11 protein-coding genes and 2 pseudogenes are annotated in these 14,492 nt (G+C 40.2%); 6 read left to right on the forward strand and 7 right to left on the reverse strand.

The genetic code is table 11. The features are described 5' to 3' along the window. The first annotated feature begins 765 nt into the window (after positions 1–765). A complete protein-coding gene (locus F8S12_RS05510) occupies positions 766–1,110 on the forward strand; it encodes a DUF1815 family protein (protein ID WP_196515350.1) in 345 nt (114 codons plus the stop codon). Positions 1,111–1,563: 453 nt separating this feature from the next. Here the strand turns inward: F8S12_RS05510 and F8S12_RS05515 are convergent, their stop codons facing one another. Then, positions 1,564–3,633, reverse strand: a complete 2,070-nt coding sequence (locus F8S12_RS05515) for a CHAT domain-containing protein (RefSeq protein WP_196515338.1) — start codon at positions 3,631–3,633, stop codon at positions 1,564–1,566. Positions 3,634–3,750: 117 nt separating this feature from the next. Between F8S12_RS05515 and F8S12_RS05520 the strand changes: the two genes are divergently transcribed. Next, positions 3,751–4,254: an acyl-CoA thioesterase gene (locus F8S12_RS05520; protein ID WP_196515339.1), complete on the forward strand. Its 504-nt coding sequence runs from the start codon at positions 3,751–3,753 to the stop codon at positions 4,252–4,254. 4 nt (positions 4,255–4,258) lie between these two features. On the opposite strand, the gene F8S12_RS05525 is transcribed toward F8S12_RS05520, so the two are convergent. The 3 genes from F8S12_RS05525 to dxr form a co-directional block, all read right to left on the reverse strand. After that, entirely contained in the window at positions 4,259–4,456 is a 198-nt protein-coding gene (locus F8S12_RS05525; RefSeq protein ID WP_196515340.1) for a hypothetical protein, read from the reverse strand. Between the two features lie 412 nt (positions 4,457–4,868). Continuing rightward, the gene (locus F8S12_RS05530; protein WP_230967815.1) at positions 4,869–5,207 is read right to left on the reverse strand and encodes a hypothetical protein; all 339 of its coding nucleotides are present in this window, start codon (positions 5,205–5,207) and stop codon (positions 4,869–4,871) included. A gap of 376 nt (positions 5,208–5,583) precedes the next feature. After that, on the reverse strand, positions 5,584–6,780 hold the full coding sequence (gene dxr / locus F8S12_RS05535; protein WP_196515342.1) for a 1-deoxy-D-xylulose-5-phosphate reductoisomerase: 1,197 nt from the start codon (positions 6,778–6,780) through the stop codon (positions 5,584–5,586). A 354-nt stretch (positions 6,781–7,134) separates the two neighbouring features. Between dxr and F8S12_RS05540 the strand changes: the two genes are divergently transcribed. Both F8S12_RS05540 and F8S12_RS05545 read left to right on the forward strand, forming a co-directional pair. Then, the gene (locus F8S12_RS05540) at positions 7,135–8,442 is read left to right on the forward strand and encodes a hypothetical protein (RefSeq protein ID WP_196515343.1); all 1,308 of its coding nucleotides are present in this window, start codon (positions 7,135–7,137) and stop codon (positions 8,440–8,442) included. A gap of 193 nt (positions 8,443–8,635) precedes the next feature. Continuing rightward, complete coding sequence (locus tag F8S12_RS05545; RefSeq protein WP_196515344.1) at positions 8,636–10,564, forward strand: DMT family transporter; 1,929 nt, start codon at positions 8,636–8,638, stop codon at positions 10,562–10,564. 144 nt (positions 10,565–10,708) lie between these two features. On the opposite strand, the gene F8S12_RS05550 is transcribed toward F8S12_RS05545, so the two are convergent. Both F8S12_RS05550 and F8S12_RS05555 read right to left on the reverse strand, forming a co-directional pair. Further along, positions 10,709–12,250, reverse strand: a complete 1,542-nt coding sequence (locus F8S12_RS05550; RefSeq protein WP_196515351.1) for an ArnT family glycosyltransferase — start codon at positions 12,248–12,250, stop codon at positions 10,709–10,711. Positions 12,251–12,567: 317 nt separating this feature from the next. Further along, a complete protein-coding gene (locus tag F8S12_RS05555) occupies positions 12,568–13,119 on the reverse strand; it encodes a Uma2 family endonuclease (RefSeq protein ID WP_196515345.1) in 552 nt (183 codons plus the stop codon). Between the two features lie 105 nt (positions 13,120–13,224). On the opposite strand from F8S12_RS05555, the gene F8S12_RS05560 reads away from it, so the two are divergent. Both F8S12_RS05560 and F8S12_RS05565 read left to right on the forward strand, forming a co-directional pair. Next, positions 13,225–13,869: a calcium-binding protein gene (locus F8S12_RS05560; protein ID WP_196515346.1), complete on the forward strand. Its 645-nt coding sequence runs from the start codon at positions 13,225–13,227 to the stop codon at positions 13,867–13,869. A gap of 164 nt (positions 13,870–14,033) precedes the next feature. Then, a pseudogene (locus F8S12_RS05565) lies at positions 14,034–14,138 on the forward strand (hypothetical protein); the annotation flags it as partial. A gap of 106 nt (positions 14,139–14,244) precedes the next feature. Here the strand turns inward: F8S12_RS05565 and F8S12_RS05570 are convergent. Beyond that, positions 14,245–14,492 (reverse strand): annotated as a pseudogene (locus tag F8S12_RS05570) (hypothetical protein); the annotation flags it as partial.

Here is a 14,492-nt window from a genome sequence, read left to right on the forward strand (position 1 = left end):
GGAGTTTCTCCGCTTGGCTACTTTCGTCTTAAAATGAGATTGTCTATGCCTTAATACAACTTTACTAGGATATCTCAATATATTTATCTGAAAATATTGCCTAAATGGCAATATTGCTACTCTGAGTTTAGTTATTGTCAGCCTTGAGTCTATTCAATTATTAACTCTATAATCAAATTTTTCTCTTAACTACGTGCAAATTGTATAAAAACTTGCAGCTATAATGCTAGAATTACTTAATATCGAATTTGCACTGTGATCTATTTAACTTTATCTGTACAGGAGGAATTTACTTGGTATACTTGTTCATCTGTCCATACCAAAATCTACGTTACAAAGCTTATATAGGGAATAATTAAGCAAGACGTACTATGACGCAGCAAAATTATGTTAAAGACTTCACCAGCAGTGAATTTGGCTAAACATAATTGAGAAGAACGCAATATGCAGCTTTTCTGTAGTTGACTAGGGCTGCATTTGAGTTATTCTTAAGGCGGCTCGATTCATATAGGAATCGACCCTGACAGAAGTGTATAAAGATATAGTTAAATTTAGAAATTCTGTCCGATATTTTGAATTTGCAAACTGAATAGTTTGATACAACGCTCAAAACCTTGATGCACTACCCTAAATAAGGTAGTGAATTAACGACTCAATATCATCTGTCTGGGAATTGTAATGAATAGTCTACAATACCAGTGGACGAGAAAATCTAAAGAAAATATAAAAGAAACTCAAATATACTGTGGTGTCTGGAGGGCAAAAGTGTTTCTGAGACTGGCACATCAACATCAACAATTCGTTCAAGACTTGGTAATGAACCTGCAAGCCTTGGCGACTGTACTAGAGCGGCGTGGATATCCTGCGTCCTGCTACACCTGTGGCAACCAAATGAATAGTGCGTCATTTATGGTTAGCTTGGGTGATAATCACCTGATTCGGTTTTTAGTGTCCGATTACGGAATTACTTGGACAGAAATGCGGGATGACCGCGAATTAATGAAGCTAGAAGGTGCGGAGGCAATTAGCCAACTAGACGAACTAGCTAATCTTGTTAAGCAGTTTGTGCAAGTAGATACAGGCTCTAAAACTCTTGCCAAGAAGTATTAGGGTTCCAAAGGTTGATCGCAAATTACAAATTGATTGTTGGTAATTGGTAATAGGGGCTTGGTGATGATCGCTCATTACCGTTAAGTGATTGGTTCGTGGCTGGCCTGTCGTATATTTTTTGTATGCATTCTGCCTATAATTTTGGTAATAGCGATCGCCATTACCAAATCTTCCAATTTATAGAGCAGCCACAAGCTTAAAAAAAGGCATCCTCTGGCAGAGGTGGCTACGGTGTACACACAAGTCGAAAAAAGCGCGATTCTCTCGTTCCCATGCTCTGCGTGGGAATGGCTGATTAGGGGCTGCCGCCTTCAGTTAGACATTGAGCCAGAGACTCAATGAAGGCATTCCCAGGCGGCAGCCCAGGAACGAGGAAAACGAGGAAAGCCTTATCAAGTTGGTTTTTAGGACTTGTGTGTACACCGTAGGGCAGAGGTGAGAAGCGATCAACACTTAAAGCCCATTGCCAATCAAAATAAAGGGTGCCCAATAATACGGATGACTAAAGTTACTAATTGCTTTTACGGGTGTTTGGTCATTTGTTGCCTTCCAGTTTCCGGTAATTAATGAAATTTGAGCTTGTCGTAAGGCTTCTGTTTTAATCAATCCCCTAGAGGATAGTGTAGTATAAAAAGCAGTCATTAGTGCCTGTGTACCACCATCATCCACAGACCATAACGAGGCGATCGCGGCTCTAGCGCCAGTTTGTTGCATTTGATAGCCAAAGCCCAAAATTTCCTCACCGTTACCTAACTTGCCTCCCAAGCCGGTTTCACAGGCACTTAACACTACCAAATCTACATTAGGTAGTGACCAAGAGGCGATATTTCTAAAGTTAACGCGATCGCCATTCCCAAATAAAATAAACGAATCTTCAGGTTTACCTACCACAAAAGCTGCATGAGTCGCTAAATGGACAATTGTATAATCATCCATTTGCGGTACAGTGACTCTGGGGCTAAAAGCCTTGTCTAAAAGTTTCTTAGTTTCAGGAACCATCGAGGCTAAACTTTCCACTTCCCGCATTGCAAAGGGCAAACCAGCGAAAGCAACCTGCCGATTACCAACTTTGACTTGATAATTACCTTTAGTAAAGGCAGCTGCTAAAACCCGCAAAGTAGATTGTTTTGGGGTGTTTAAGTTAGTCAGGCTAGCAGATGTGATGTGATTGACACTAAAGCGCTGCACTAGCCATTGCTTGCCATCATATAAAGCAGTTAAAGGAATGTAGCGTAACTGATCATCTGGAGCGTAAATCAGAGTTTGTGTACCTGAAAGCTTCAGGTCTTTTTCTATCGGTTTTATTAGCCAGTTATACAATTGGCGTGCGGGTGTTTTGATATTTCGACTGGGATTTATTAAAGCTTGACGGAAAGTAACAATTGTCTGATGCAGATTTTCGCGCTTTACAGCAACGGTGCGATGAATTGGTGGAGAATCAGGAGTTACCAGTACCAATTCCAAGCTATCTTTTAAAATTAGTGGGTAGAGTAGTGCAGATTTTTGAGGTAGTCGCGCCAAATTATCCCGAAGTTCGTTGAGACTATCCAAATCCAAATTTTGCCGCCTAGCTGTACGGCTAATTTGGTCTATCTGTGCTTTGATTTGAGGACTATCAATAAATTCGTTAAATTCATCCAGGAGTTGCTGCTGAGTTAACACTAATTGCTCAATACGTTGTTTCTGTTGGAGCGATCGCTCTTCGGGAGAAATTTTACGTAGTGTTGTTAGTTCTTTACCTAATACAACAGCATTATCCAGAGTTTTATCCAACTTTTGTTTAATCGGTTTTTCTATTGCCGCTATATTAATACCTTTGGCAGTACGTTGATTACCTGACACATTCTGAAGATATTCTTCTAGTTCTTCAACTTTGAGTAAATCCATTGTCCGTTGCGCTTCCGCAACACGTTCCTGTTTAAGTAACCGTTCACCCAAAATCCGATATGTCTGACTAACAGTGATGCTGTAAGCATCTGGTTGTGGCGTACTTAGTGTTGATGGATTCAAGCGAGCTTTTTCACGATTAATCAAGCAATGCTTGTAGAAAAAAATTGCTAACTCTGGTTTGTTTTGGATATCGAATAAGTAACCTATATTACTGTAGGTTTTGCCAAGTCGAACGAGATCCCCAAGTTCTTTGTTAATTAATATGGCTTGCTGATAAGATTGAAGTGCTTCGGAATACTTTCTTTGACTTTGGTATATTCTGCCAATGTTGTTGAATGTTATAGCTTCCCAAGAGCGCTCTCCATGTTCTCTAGTGATAGCTAATGCTTTTTGTAACCTCTGCAACGCTTCTGTATACTGACCTTGCCGAGATTCTTTGATAGCCTCTTCGTTGAGTCTTGCAATTTCTAATTGACTATTGTTCTTGGGTGAAGCCTGAGCTTTTTCTCCAGAGTCATACCTCAACTTTGCATTTGTGCTTACCTGGTTATTGTCTGGGTAGGTCATCCCAAAACCTAGTAAACTAAGTAAAGTCAAAGTCATAACACTAATATACCGAAGACTAGGCTGCATAACAAAACATTCCCTATACTCGGAGATGTAAATATTAAATCAAGAAGTGGGGCAACGCAATTAATTTTTATACTATTTAATGATTGAGAAAATTTATAGGTACTGAGAAACTTGAAAATGTCAGAAGAAAAACCCAGTCAATCGAAATTACCACCAACTAGCGCCCTTGACAATCCATCAAATCATGAATTTGAGAATTGGTTTGAATATCCTGTCAGAGTACAACCTCACCACACGGACTACGCAGGTATTGTCTGGCACGGTTCTTACTTAGCTTGGATGGAAGAAGCACGGATTGAATGTTTGCGATCTATCGGAATTGAATTTGCTGATTTAGTCGCTATAGGTTGCGATTTACCAGTTGTAGAACTGTCGGTGCGTTATCACAGTTCAATTCGATTGGGTATAGCAGTAGTAGTAAAAACGCGCATGGCTGAGGTGACTGGTGTGCGGATTAATTGGGATTATGCCATTGTCTCAACTGATGGACAACAATTGTACGTCACTGCCAAGGTGACTTTAGTAGCTTTAGATCGGGAAAGAGGTAAGATTATGCGTCAGTTGCCAGCGAGTGTTAAGGATGCGTTTGCTAAAATTTCAGCATTAAATAATAATTTTTAATTTTCTATTTGCCACTTTGGATCTGGGATAGAGTTTGAGCAAACTGCGTTACCTTGTGCCATATATCTTGTGGAGTAATGCCAAAGCCGATATTTAATAAAACAAGAATTGCGGCAATAGTTAAGGCATTGCTCACGGTTGTTTTCAGTAACTTCCACAATATTATGAAGACGATCCAAGCCACAATCAGCATAGCAATCATATATATTAATTCCTTAATAATTGCCCTTGTCTGAGAGTGTGTCTATTCAGAAAGGGTAAATTTTTTTGGTAACAATTATTGGCAAAAAAGCTATTATACCCAATTAATAGTATTAACTAAAACTGGGCTTTTTCGCGTAAACGCTCCAAAAATATTTTACACGAGAATAAGACAATAATTTCGATTTCAGGCGACTTATTTGGCAATTTGGCAACTAAGTTGCTTGAAAAATTTTTCTCTCTTAATATTTTTGTATCAATTTGTTGATGACTTCGTTAATCTGTGCGATCGCGTTGGCGTAGCCTGTCTGCTTAGAACTTAGCACTGACGCATTTATTGAGGTTGATGGAAAGTGCGTAGTTTACAGCCGTAGGCATCGCATATATAATGTAGAATTTCAATATTACAGAAATTACCTCTGAATAAGCGATAATTCTTGCCTAATTGATTCAGTAATCGCATCCACTAAAACCAAACGCTGACTAATTGGTAATTGCAGAACAGATTGCTTTAAGTCCTGTGCAGATAAATTTAGTAACTCTGATTGCAAACTATTTTGATTCTGTGGTAAAAGTTTCTTTAAATTATTTTTAAAATCTACACGAAGTGTCTCTAAAAACATACAATCATTTCCAATATCCGATATCTCATCCTCATCTATATTTTCATTATTTAGGCGTTCTTCATATACTTTTATTAAGTTATCAATCGCTTCAATAATAAACTGAATATCTTTAAAAGATAATTTCATGTTTCCTAACCAAAGTATATATAGCAATCCGATTTTATTTTTGAACTTATCTGTGTAGGCAGGCAAGAGGCAAGAGGCAAAGGGAAAGAATGCTCTTTGAATTGTACGGAGTTTTTTCAAAAATCAAATGTGAGTCCTATATTTGACTTTTAACTGATTTTATAAAACTTTTCTCCCATCTGCCTGAGTAAAATTTTATAGTCTTCAAGCATTGAGGCATTTAAGCAGTGATGCATTATTTATTCATTAAAATGTACTGTAGAGGTTAGTTACCACTGATAAATTTAACCGTTAGCCTTCAGCCTAATGCTGAAGGCTAAACAAGAATTGGTTAAAAGCCAGAAAATCTGCCTTTTGGGTATCTGAGTGAAGGTTATTAGCGCAGAGAAATTATCCGCGAGTGAGTTTCTAACTTTTCAGTCGCTATTAAAACTTCTTGTCTTGCCCATTTGTCTGCTGCTAAAATATCATCTAAAGAGGGATTTGCACAGTTATCATTTTGATGGCGATCGCACACCGATTCGATACACCTGGGAATATCTAAAAACCGAATTTTTTCTTCTAAAAATAAAGCCACAGCTTGTTCATTTGCGGCATTCAACACAGCTGGCATCGAACCACCAGCTTTACCCACAGCATAAGCCAACTGCATACAAGGATACTTTTGATGATCTGGTTCACGGAAAGTTAAATTTCCAGCTTTTACTAAATCTAATCGTTGCCAGTCAGTGTAGATGCGATCGGGCCAAGATAGAGCATACAGCAAAGGTAAACGCATATCCGGCCAACCGAGTTGAGCTAAAACTGAAGTATCTTGCAGTTCTATTAGCGAGTGAATAATGCTTTGGGGATGAATGACAATTTCGATATTGTCATAATCTAATCCAAATAAAAAGTGAGCTTCAATTACTTCCAGTCCTTTATTCATCAAAGTAGCAGAATCTACAGTGATTTTACGCCCCATAGACCAATTAGGATGCTTCAAGGCATCAGCAACGGTTACATCTGCTAACTTTTCTACATCCCAGTCTCGGAAAGCTCCACCAGACGCAGTGAGCAAAATTTTCCGTAAGCCAGCCTTGGGCACACCTTGGAGGCATTGAAATATTGCGGAATGTTCGGAATCGGCTGGGAGTAATTTTACACCGTGTTTTTCGACTAGAGGTAGAACCACAGGGGCGCCAGCAATCAGGGTTTCTTTGTTCGCTAGGGCGATATCTTTACCAGCTTCAATTGCAGCGATCGTCGGTAGCAAGCCAGCACAACCCACGATTCCAGTCACAACCGTTTGGGCATCGCCGTAGCGGGCGACTTCGATCACTCCAGCTTCACCAGCCAGGAGAATCGGTTGGGGATCGAGGTCTTTGATCGCTTCTTTGAGTGCTGGCAATTTCTCTTCTGAGCAAATCGCTGCTATTTTGGGTCGAAACTGCCGAATTTGAGCAGCCAACATTTCAACATTTCGCCCAGCTGCTAATCCCACAATCCGAAACTGATCCGGGTACTGGGTGACAATATCTAGAGTCTGAGTACCAATAGAACCAGTGGAACCAACAAGAGTAATCGCTTTCACAATTGTTTAAGGATTTAGAAACAACTCCCACTATAAATTGCTTAGGACTCTTTAATAAGACTAATCACTATAATCAATACACTGACACAGAGCCACCGTATACACACAAGTCGAAAATTTCCTATATAAATTGACCCTACAACCTACAAATCAAAACCTCACCCTCGCTTTACCCAAGGGTAAATCTTTCCCTCTCCTTAGTAAGGAGAGGGATGTCCGCCAGGACAGGGTGAGGTTTTTCTTTTTTTTGGGGTGATTAGATGTGTTTGATATGCAAAATTTTACTCATAAATTGCTGTGTTGCATTCAGAGATAAGAGGATGGATAAAGGAGTTTGTTAAAGCACTCAAGCCTATGGTCAAAGTTCAGATAGTTATAAAAAAAGTTTTATGGAAAAATGATTTCCTGTTTCCAGCAGCAATATGGCTTGCCAGCCGAATATTCATCTGGACAGCTATGTTGCTGGTTGCACCAAAGCTACCGTTATCAGCAAAAGAATTTTTGCCCCACTTTGGCTGGGGGGTTTTTGATGCCTGGGATAGTACACATTATCGGGCGATCGCTATTTCTGGCTATGAATTTGTGAATGACGGCAAGCAACATAATCTCGCCTTTTTTCCCCTTTTTCCCTTACACATCTGGCTTTTAATGAAGCTGGGCTTGCCGTTTGAATTAGCAGGCATCTTAGTAAACAACCTGGGATTTTTCGCAGCACTTTACTGTTTGTACTTTTGGATCAAAGCGGATTATGGCATCAGTGCAGCGCAGTGGGTAACTGCTGTGGTTTCCTGGTATCCATCATCCATGTTTACGGGGGTGATTTATACAGAGGGGTTGTATTTGTTTTTGAGTACGGCAACTTTGCGGGCTTTTGATCAAAAACAATATGGCTGGACTGCCCTTTGGGGCGCAATGGCGACAGCAACACGTCCCACAGGTATGGCACTAATTCCGGCGTTGGCGATCGCAGCCTGGAAAGAACGCAGACCCCCCGTTGCCTATATTGCTGGTCTTACTACCGCTATTGGTGTACTTTTGTTCAGTTTGTATTGTGCAATTTATTTTGGCAACCCTTTAGCTTTTATCGAAGCACAACGGGGATGGCGACCAACTCTTGGGTTTGATTGGCAGGGTTGGTTAAATATGCTTATGCAAATTGCAGTTGGCACAAAGAATTGGCAATATGGTTGGGTTCAAAACTCCTCTGGCGGGATTCAAGACCCTTGGTATCTCTTGTTATTTGGCGTGGTTGTTGCCAGTGCCTATCTTTTATGGCATTTCCGTCAACATTTTAACTTTGTGAAATTAGTCTATGGCTTTTATGCTTTAATCTTATTTTTGTTGATCCTGGCGAGTGAGCAATGGATCAATAACTTGCTCAACCTGGTGATGGTTTTGGGCGGTGGCTATGTGTTGTGGCGCTTACGCACCCAACTGACACCAGTTACAGTTATCTATGGCTTTTGCGGGATTTGTTTACTGCTAGCCTCTGGAGGTATCATTTCCTTGAGCCGTCTCGCCTATGGTATTGTGCCTCTGAATATAGCCATTGGTGTGCTATTGTCTCGCCATCCTCGTCAGGGATATTTAATTTTGGGCGTCTTTATGACATTACTAGCCAAAATAGCTGTAGGATTTGCCCAAGAGCATTGGGTTGGTTAGTGGGTTTGATCCATTAAGTAAGTAGGTGAGAATAAATCAAAGTAGATTAAGTAATGTAAAAATCTTGAGATGAGTTTGTAGTGAGGGCTTCAGCCCTCAAATTAGGACTAAAGTCCTTACTACAAACATTGAATTATTCACGCCGCTCCATTAGTTAATTTTTATTTGTAAGAAGTTGAATTTAACCTTCCTAATGAATGTATCCAATCAAACGAAGATAGCGCTTACTTCATTATTGGTAGGTGTAAGTGCCATATCTTTTGGTTCTATTTTCATGAGATTGAGCGAAACTGAACTCAGCCCCAATGCGACTGTATTTAATCGCTTTTGGCTTGGTAGTGTAGTATTCTTGCTCTGGTATGGATACAAAGCAATACGGCAGCGATTTTCCTTAGACAAACCTGTAGAACAGCAGGCTTACACTAGCCAGGATCTGTGCCTATTGCTAAGTGCTGGGATCTCTTGGGCTGGCACTTTGGTCTTCTTGGCTTGGTCGTTGACTCAAACTAGCGTCGCTATCTCTGGTGTTTTACATAATCTCGCCCCCATATTTACTAGCTTAGGAATGTGGCTATTATTTCGTCACTGTTTTGATCGCCAATTCCTGATTGGGATGGTGATCGCCCTTGGGGGAGCGATCGCTATTGAATTTGAGCAATTGCAAATCGGCACTGGCGAAGTTCAAGGAGGTTTAGCTGCGCTCATTTCGGCAATTTTTTTGGGCATATACCTGCTTTTAGTAGAAAAATTGCGAACCAAATTTACCTCGGTAATAATTCAGTTATGGATCTGTGCGATCGCAGCTTTAGTCATCTTCCCCATACTTTTATTTACTCAAGATCAGCTTTTTCCCTCTACAGTCAATGGGTGGCTTTGGGTCATTTCTCTAGCCCTGATTTGCCAAGTTTTCGGACATGGACTTTTGACCTATAGCCTTGCCAAGTTTTCCTCTGTGGTTGTATCCTTAGTGCATTTGTTAGAGCCAGTATTTAGCGGCATTTTCGCTCTGGTAATATTTTCTGAAAAGTTAAGTTTTTTAAATTTAGTGGGTTTTTCTGTAGTTTTAATCGGTTTATACTTAGCCATATCTAGCCAAACTGCCATTAATTATCCGTTCCAGGAATCAGTCAAAACTATTGTTAATACTTTCGTTAAAAGTATGACGATCAAACTGTCATTACTAAAGCAGCAGTTCTCCAAAACACCTGCTTTACTAGGCTCTATCTCATTATTTTTTGCTCTAATTCCCATATCTTTAGCACCATCTCTGACAAAATTGTCCGAACAAGAAATTGGTGCAAATGCCGTAGGATTTCATCGCAGTTGGATCGCCGCAGTTGTCTTTGGGCTGTGGAACGGACTTGATGTTTTGCGCCGCCAACAATCTGATCATCAACTTATAGAACAGAAGCCTTTTACAAAACTGGATGTGTGGCTGTTGTTGGCAATGGGAACTGCTTCAACCATCTCCCTTTTGTTGTGGGCTTGGTCGCTGAGTCAAACTAGCGTTGCTAACGTTGCTTTACTGTCTAATTTAAATCCCTTATTCGTTGCTGCGGCTGGGTATCTGTTATTTGGTCGGCGCTTCGATAACAGATTTATTATTGGTATGGTCATGGCGCTTTTAGGAGCGATCGCTTTTGAGGTTCATAAGATGCAATTTGCCAATAGCCAAATACTTGGTGATGCGCTAGCATTTTTGACTGCGATTTTCATCGCCACCTATTTGCTGCTAATAGAACAACTCCAAACCCGATTTACTACCGCAACCATAATGCTCTGGCGTTGTGGAGTCAGTACAATATTTTTGTTGCCCCTGCTTCCATTCATCGAAGAGAGATTGTTTCCCTATTCTTGGATGGGGTGGTTTTTGATCATTTTTCAAGCTCTCTTCTGCCAAGTATTGGGGCAAGGACTTGTAACCTATAGCCTCAGCAAACTCTCGTCAGGTGTCGTCGCCGTTACCCTTCTCTTCAATCCAGTCCTAGCCTCTATCTTTGCTTGGTTCATTTTTTCAGAACAGGTAGGTTTATTTGACTGGGTGACTTTTGCCGTAATTTTGGTAGGTGTCTATCTAGCTCAATCTAGTCAGTCTGCTGTTACAACAAACGAAGGCTCGTAACACTATCACAGGTATTAAACTTTTGTTTTGGGCGTTGCTGAATTAAGGGATGAATGTCTCACGCAAAGGCGTAAAGGCGCAAAGGAAAATCCATAAAATCATCCCGCATTTATGCAACGCCTTGTTTTGCTAGAATTATTTAATTTATGGTGAAATCAGTGTAAATCCTTTAGCTGTTCCTTCAATTTTACTACCAGTTAAATTGATTTGCTGTAAAGCCACATTGTCTAACAGCAAATAAGATTTATTAGATAACATTTTTTGTAAAATTGGCACAGTTGCAGGAATTACTTTGCAATCGCTGTAAAAGTCTAAACTAGGACGCCCATAAGCAAAAGAAGTATAGATTTGTGTTCCTGGTGAAACATTTGCCCGAATTAAGTCCGCTACTGGTTTAACCGGGAAAGCTTCATTTAATTCCCAAATCCATGATTGCGAACTCATTAACAGTGCTAAAACTAAATACATCCCAGAAAATAACACTGGAATAAAGTTGCGATCGCGTTGTTTAATTAGCCATGCTGCGGTAGACATACTTATTGCCAAAACAATGCTCATTACTATTAGAATAGGCTCCTTATTTGCAAGAATAAAATAAACACAACCTCCTAAACCAGCAATAGCAATAATAGCTATAAATATTGTCAAACTCCGCACCATAAAATGACCATACTGCCAAATTTCGCTAAGTTTAGCACCAATTGCCAAAGCTAAAAATGGATATACAGGCATAACATACCACGGGAGTTTAGTTCTCATCAAAGAGATAGTTACTAAATAAACAATTGTGCCAATAAGAATTAGGCTACCCCAACTAGTATGACGTTTTTTCCAAGCTAGATAAAAACCTCCTGGTAAAAATAATAGCCAAGGAAAACTATACTTAATTAAGTCTATTAAATAGTACCAGGGAGGGCCACTATGACCTTCAACAACTTGTGTAAGGCGATCAAAGGTTTGTGCTTGAAAATTCACTTGGAAGAAATTTTCACCATAATGTTGCCATTGAGCAGCAAACCAAGCGATCGCAGGTGCATTTCCTAAAAACATTCCCCCTAATAAATAGGGACTTGTTAACAAAGCAAACTGCCGATCTGCAATGAGGAATAAACAAGCGATCGCCCCTAGCGGCAAAACTATCATCCCTTTAGTTAGAGTGATTAACCCTAGACAAAATCCCACACCTAGAGCATATCTTCGATTTTGACGCGCCTTCAAAAGACAAAATAACAACAGCAAGAAAAAGGTAATAGTTGTACCATCTAACATTGCTAACCGTCCATGACGCACCACAGGCAACATTGTCAAGTAAACTAAAGCAGAAAATAGAGCTGGTAAACTTTGGTTAAAAAGCAAACATCCCACCAAGTAAAGCAAAGGCACTCCCCAGGCAGTTAACAATGCACCCGGTAAACGTGTTGTCCACTCATTCACGCCTCCGACAGAGTAAGTCCAAGCAATTAGCAAGTGCATCAGGGGGGGCTTATTATGATAAGGTTCACCTCCCAAGGTGGGATAAAGCCAATGCATTGAACCAAGTGGAGCGCGCCAAATTTCACGGGCAACCTGTGCAATAGTACCTTCATCCCAATCTCGTAAAGGAGAGTTTCCCAAAAATATCAGCCATAGAACTAGAGATATTACAAGCAAGCTAAATAACCATTCTTTTTCTCGGAATAGACGCATATTTAAAATTGGGATAATCATCTCAAACCTCCAGGATATCCCCACCAAAGCTATACTCAGCTAAGGCTGATTATGGCAGTGAATAATATTGCTAATTATGTCTCTAAAGTACTCACGAATAATATTTTTTTGATGGCATGAGAACAAAACTGAATCAGCTTAATGAGCTTGGTTGGATGATTGGTGTGAGAACTATAATGCAATGGGTTTTAGTTAAGATATCAGCAATTCTCAGGTAATTAACGCATTAGCTAGAATGGTACATTTATACTTTTATACATAAGATTGTAATTCAAAGAGATAAAAAGCAAATTCTCTTAACTATTAATAATTTGTTCCACCGCAACAGAAACATCTGGGAATGCAATCGGTTGAATAGTTCCCGCAGTTAATGTTAATTTTGTCGCGTACTCTCCATCTAAGATTTCTCGAAATACCACTAGGTTTAACTTTTTTAAATTAACAATCCAATATTCTGAGATACCTGCTTGCGCGTAGATTTTGCTTTTTGTCTCTAAATCTTTTTCTAAACTAGAGTTAGCGTACTCAATCAACCAGAAAATATTTTCTGCATAGGGATGATGCTGTCGATACTCGCGTCCTAAAGGTTGGACAATGGCAATATCTGGTTCTGGTTCCGAGTCGTTGGGTAAGGTAATTGGTTTAGCTTGACGAATTTTGGCGCGTCCAGCCAATAACTTTGCTAGATAGTCCCCAGCTTCACCACTACTATAAGCATGGGGTTCTCCTTCTGGCGACATTTCGACAATTTCTCCATTGAGTAGTTCAACTTTGCGATCGCTTAAAATGCCAGCATCAATCATGCGGTGATATTCGTCAATCGTCCACTTAGCAACTATCACAGTCATGACGATTTATTCCTCCCAATGATTCTTTATATTCTCCCATTTTAAAAGCACTTCAGGTCTGATTTAAAATCAGTCGATTGAATAAATACGAATGGCCCTGACACTTTGATTGACTACAATCGCTCTTTCGGCTATAGTTACTTTACTCTGGTTACCATCAACGGATTTGACGGTGACGACATTATCATTGGGCAAGATTTTTTTAGTAACTATAATATCTTCGGAGGTGCTGGCAACGATATCATCGTTGGCGGTTTTTACGGTAATGTCCTTATAGGCGACGATATCATCGGCGGCGTTGGTGGTAACGATTTGCTCGCTGGGAGGGATGGCACAGATTCCCTCTATGGCAATGGTGGCAACGATACTCTCTATGGCTATGGTGGCAATGATAAACTCATTGGGGATGTTGGCACTGATGAGCTCACTGGGGGTGCTGGCAACGATATTTTCCAGTATTTTTCAGTTTCAGATAGTAAACCTGGTTTGTCACGAGATATTATCAAAGACTTTGTTGGAAACGGTAACTTACCCGGTGACAGAATCGATATATCTAACATAGACGCTAACACTACTATAGGAGGCGACCAAGCTTTCACTTACATTGGGACTCGCGCATTCACCGCAGCAGGTCAAATCCGTTATTCTGGAGGTATTTTCCAAGGTAACACTGATAGTAATCTAGCGGCTAATTTCGAGATTAAGCTTGAAGGATCACCACTACTAGTGGCAAGCGATATTATCGTTTAATAGAGTTCTTGCAAAATTCCTTAACAGCCCCACTTTTCAGGGAGTTCCAAAGAATAAATTATTCCAAAAAAAGAAGAGACGGGTTGATTTAAAGAATGATAATCATTTAAGGGGGAGAAAAGGGCAAGCCCTTTTCTCTCCGTCATTTATGCAATGATACGCTCAATGGTGGTGCTGGCAACGATACTCTGATTGGCGGCGCTGGCAATGATATCCTAGTGGGCGGCAGTGGCAAGGATACACTCGCAGGCAATACGGGAAGCGAGTGATTCAGGATTGCTATAGTGTCTCGTAAAGAAGCAATTGCAAGACTTTGCGATCGCGTCGCAAGTCTCGCAATGACCTTATGATATGTTATTAATTCTGCATAGATACTTATTTAGGTACTTCAATACGATATTTGGGTACTTCAATACGATGTTTGGGTACTTCAATACGATGTTTGGGTACTTCAATACGATGTTTGGGTACTTCAATACGATGTTTGGGTACTTCAACACGATGTTTGGGTACTTCAACACGATGTTTGGGTACTTCAACACGATGTTTGGGTACTTCAACACGATGTTTGGGTACTTCAACACGATGTTTGGGTACTTCAACACGATATTTGGGTACTTCAA

Source organism: Nostoc sp. WHI (assembly GCF_015714725.1).
In the GTDB taxonomy this organism is placed as follows: domain Bacteria; phylum Cyanobacteriota; class Cyanobacteriia; order Cyanobacteriales; family Nostocaceae; genus Nostoc.

Coding starts and splice junctions, on each gene's coding strand:
- F8S12_RS05515 (WP_196515338.1), bottom strand. CDS start 3,633: ATGCAGCCTAGTCTTCGGTATATTAGTGTTATGACTTTGACTTTACTT.
- F8S12_RS05520 (WP_196515339.1), top strand. CDS start 3,751: ATGTCAGAAGAAAAACCCAGTCAATCGAAATTACCACCAACTAGCGCC.
- F8S12_RS05525 (WP_196515340.1), bottom strand. CDS start 4,456: ATGATTGCTATGCTGATTGTGGCTTGGATCGTCTTCATAATATTGTGG.
- F8S12_RS05530 (WP_230967815.1), bottom strand. CDS start 5,207: ATGAAATTATCTTTTAAAGATATTCAGTTTATTATTGAAGCGATTGAT.
- F8S12_RS05540 (WP_196515343.1), top strand. CDS start 7,135: ATGGTCAAAGTTCAGATAGTTATAAAAAAAGTTTTATGGAAAAATGAT.
- F8S12_RS05545 (WP_196515344.1), top strand. CDS start 8,636: ATGAATGTATCCAATCAAACGAAGATAGCGCTTACTTCATTATTGGTA.
- F8S12_RS05550 (WP_196515351.1), bottom strand. CDS start 12,250: ATGCGTCTATTCCGAGAAAAAGAATGGTTATTTAGCTTGCTTGTAATA.
- F8S12_RS05555 (WP_196515345.1), bottom strand. CDS start 13,119: ATGACTGTGATAGTTGCTAAGTGGACGATTGACGAATATCACCGCATG.